The sequence below is a fragment of the Mesorhizobium sp. M7A.F.Ca.CA.002.15.2.1 genome, assembly GCF_003998715.1.
Lineage (GTDB): Bacteria > Pseudomonadota > Alphaproteobacteria > Rhizobiales > Rhizobiaceae > Mesorhizobium > Mesorhizobium ciceri.
This window is the reverse complement of record NZ_RZPI01000580.1, coordinates 1-3,695: the sequence shown is the minus strand read 5'-3', so window position 1 is coordinate 3,695 and position 3,695 is coordinate 1. Positions and strand designations below refer to the sequence as shown.

Annotated in this window: 4 protein-coding genes and 1 pseudogene; 2 read left to right on the top strand and 3 right to left on the bottom strand. The window is 62.2% G+C overall.

The window, feature by feature from the left end; all coding sequences use genetic code 11:
- A pseudogene (locus ENZ74_RS25490) lies at positions 1-997 on the top strand (translational GTPase TypA); the annotation flags it as partial.
- Positions 998-1,058: 61 nt separating this feature from the next.
- Here ENZ74_RS25490 and ENZ74_RS25485 read toward each other — a convergent pair.
- Positions 1,059-1,685, bottom strand: coding sequence for a DUF1062 domain-containing protein (locus ENZ74_RS25485; RefSeq protein ID WP_063169468.1), 627 nt, complete (start codon positions 1,683-1,685; stop codon positions 1,059-1,061).
- Positions 1,686-2,079: 394 nt separating this feature from the next.
- Between ENZ74_RS25485 and ENZ74_RS25480 the strand changes: the two genes are divergently transcribed.
- Positions 2,080-2,694, top strand: coding sequence for a LysE family translocator (locus tag ENZ74_RS25480; RefSeq protein WP_024504201.1), 615 nt, complete (start codon positions 2,080-2,082; stop codon positions 2,692-2,694).
- Between the two features lie 9 nt (positions 2,695-2,703).
- Here the strand turns inward: ENZ74_RS25480 and ENZ74_RS25475 are convergent, their stop codons facing one another.
- Positions 2,704-3,027 (bottom strand): hypothetical protein, encoded by a 324-nt coding sequence (locus ENZ74_RS25475; protein WP_013529006.1) that lies wholly within the window; start codon positions 3,025-3,027, stop codon positions 2,704-2,706.
- 138 nt (positions 3,028-3,165) lie between these two features.
- On the bottom strand, positions 3,166-3,695 hold a 530-nt coding region (locus tag ENZ74_RS25470), incomplete at its 5' end, for a peroxidase-related enzyme (RefSeq protein WP_206522327.1).

The window sequence follows — 3,695 nt, the reverse complement described above, 5'->3', positions numbered from 1 at the left end:
GTCGAAGGGCACCGTCGCCGACACGTTCTGCGACCCGAGCGTGAGCGAACCGCTGCATGCGCAGCCGATCGATCCGCCGACCGTGACCATGTCGTTCCTGGTCAACGACAGTCCGCTGGCCGGCACCGAAGGCGACAAGGTGACCAGCCGCGTCATCCGCGACCGCCTGCTGCGCGAAGCCGAAGGCAATGTCGCGCTGAAGATCGAGGAATCGCCTGACAAGGATTCGTTCTTCGTCTCCGGCCGCGGCGAATTGCAGCTGGCCGTGCTGATCGAGACGATGCGGCGCGAAGGCTTTGAAATCGCCGTGTCGCGTCCGCGCGTCGTCATGCAGAAGGGCGAGAATGGCGAATTGCTGGAGCCGGTCGAAGAAGTCGTCATCGACGTCGACGAGGAGCATGCCGGCGTCGTCGTGCAGAAGATGTCCGAGCGCAAGGCCGAGATGGTCGAACTGCGCCCATCCGGCGGCAATCGTCAGCGCATTGTCTTCCATGCGCCGACCCGTGGCCTGATCGGCTACCAGTCGGAGCTTTTGACCGACACGCGCGGCACCGCCGTGATGAACCGGCTTTTCCATGCCTATGAGCCCTACAAGGGCGAGCTGCCAGGCCGCACCAATGGCGTGCTGATTTCCAACGAACAGGGCGAATCGGTCGCCTACGCCATGTGGAACCTGGAAGATCGCGGCCCGATGGTCATCGATCCGGGCGTCAAGGTGTATCAGGGCATGATCATCGGTATCCATAGCCGCGACAATGACCTTGAAGTGAACGTGCTCAAGGGCAAGAAGCTGACCAACATCCGTGCCGCCGGCAAGGACGAGGCGGTCAAGCTGACCCCGCCGATCCGCATGACGCTGGAACGCGCGCTGGCCTGGATCCAGGACGACGAGCTGGTCGAAGTGACGCCGAAGACCATTCGGCTGCGCAAGCTCTATCTCGATCCGAACGAGCGCAAGCGGTTCGAGAAGTCGTCCAAGGTGGTCGGCGCGGCGTAAGCTCTTATTTTTTCCAACAGCGGAGAGGGGCGGAGCAACCAGTGTTCCGCCCCTTTTTCGTTCATCCACCGGCAGCCGCGATGATGGCCTGCCGATCGGCCTCGCCGGCCAGATCGATGCGGATCGTGTTTCCCGCACGGGCCGGCTTGCGCAGGGCCTTTGCTCCATCCGGGTCAACGATGAGCAGCCGCTTCTCCTCCAGCGCCTGAAGCCGTGATCGCGAGATGCAGAGTTCGCTTGCGAGCAGCCGGTCGAGCCGCAGCGATGTCGGCATTTCGAGCCCGAGCTGGAGTTCCAACACGGTCGCGGCTTCCCTGGTGTCGCCGAGCCTGCGCTTGTGAACGCTGACATCGGAGAACTCCTCGACGCGCCCGATCCGGTTGCGCAACGCCACCGCATCGAAGGCATGACGGTGAGCGAGTGCAGGATCGTTGCTTTCGAGCGCCGCCAGCAGCGCCGGGTCGATGTCGCGGCGGTTGCAGCGTTCGAAAATGCCGAAATTCCAGGAATTGTCGCAGTCGATGCAGCGATAGATCAGCCACACGTCGATGCGTTTGCCATTGGCGTTGACGCGGAACTTTCCGCTGCTGCAATAGGCCCTCACGGTGCCGCAGCGGTTGCAATTGATGAGCGGTCGAGGTGCGGTCTGGGGTGCGATTGCCCAGTGGATACGCAGAAGTCCAGACATGCCGATAAGCCCTTCCCGTCGGGAAGTTCATCAGGCCGGCGATGTCGAGATGCCCATGCGGGCGCGGCGTGGCGGTCGCTTGCTATGATTGGAAATCGGATGTCACGGGCGGCAGCGCGCAACAACGGTTCAGCAGTGCCAAACCGGTCTCGAACCGCCGCCCAGAAGAACACATGAACATGAAAACAGATACCGCAAATGCGGTGTCATGCAGTGTGTCGGGGGAGTTGGCGAGACCGGCGGTTACGTAGGCAAAGTGAAGCTCAAAATTGTTTCGCGATGGCCTTTCTAGCCGCGACATGCCGGACCGACAAGGGTCTTTTGTCGGTGCTACCGCAGCCGAGCCACTTGCGTTAATATCCGAAATCGAAGGTTTTCAACCAGAGACCCGGTTATGCACCCCACCTCGCTCCTGATTTTCGCCGCCGCTCTGTTCGTTGCCGCGGGCTCGCCTGGGCCATCGATCGCGGCGCTTGTCGCCCGCGTCATCTCGAAAGGGTTTCGCGACGTGTTCCCGTTCCTGCTCGCCATGTGGATCGGCGAGGGCATCTGGCTATCGCTGGCGGTGTTCGGGCTGGCTGTCGTGGCGCAGACCTTCCATTTCGCCTTCGTCGTGGTGAAATGGGTCGGCGTTGCCTATCTCGCTTACCTCGCCTGGAAGATGTGGACCGCGCCTGTCGATGCAAAAGAGGGCGAGATGCCGCGCGAGGATTCGGCGATAAAACTGTTCTTCGCCGGCATGGCGGTGACGCTCGGCAATCCCAAGATCATGATGTTCTACCTGGCGCTGCTGCCGACCATCATCGACCTCGCTTCGGTCAGCATCGTCGGCTGGGTCGAGCTGACGGCGACCATGGCCGTGGTGCTGGTCGCCATCGATCTCGCCTGGGTGCTCGCCGCATCACAGGCGCGCAAGCTTTTGAAGAGCAAGCGCGCCATGAAGATCGCCAATCGCATCAGCGCCACGACGATGGCCGGTGCGGCGGCCGCCATAGCGACGCGGTCCTGAGCCGGCGCGTCACATCACTTCAATGATCGGCGCGATCTCGACGCTGAAGGCCGGGTTCATCAGGATCGGGCAGTCCTTGGCCTTGGCGACGGCATCGTCGATGTCTTTCGCTTCGACGATCGTGTAGCCGGCGGCCGGATTGCTGCCGCCATTGTTCTCGACCTTGCCGCCGGGCAGCACCATCTTCGACATGCCGACCGGATTGCCGCCGTCGACCACAGCCGAGCCGAGCTTGCCGTACCAGCCGTTCCAGGCGTCCATTGCGGCCTTCCGCTCGGCCTCGTCGGTCGGCATCTTGCCCGAGCCATGATAGACGTAGAGATACTTCGCCATGTTCTCCTCCCTTGGTGAGCGGCATCGAACCGGCATGCGGTCATGCCGCCTGCCGATCATCGGACCAAACCGGCAAACAAGCAACGAGAATGCGACACTGCTAATATAACGCCCCGGTCTGGATCCTGCCGCAATCCGTCACCTTGCCATGGCGTGGTATTCGTCGTTCGGCCGCATATCGATTGCCGCGGCCACGCGGTTCGACATGTTGAAGAAGGCAGCGGTCGAGGCGATGTCCCAGATGTCGCGATCGGTGAAGCCGGCCTGACGCAGCGCGCCCCGGTCGGCCTCGACGATCTTGGCCGGCTCTTGCGTCAGCTTGACGGCGAATTCGAGCATTGCCGTCTGCCTGGGCGAAAGATCGGCGGCGCGGAAATTCATCACCATCATTTCGCCGAGCGCCGGATCGCCGGAGAGCTGGCGCACCGCCGCGCCGTGCGCGGTCAGGCAATAGTAGCAATGATTGATCGAGGAGACGGCGACCGCGATCATTTCGCGCTCCAGCTTCGACAGGCCGGACTCACCCAGCATCAAATCGTTGTACATGTCGGTGAAGGCGCGCAGCTTCTTGTCGTCGAAGGCATAGGCCCTGAGCACGTTGGGGACGAGGCCGAGCTTCTCCTCGCATTTGGCGAAATAGGTTTTTGTCGCCTCGCTCAGCTCTCCCT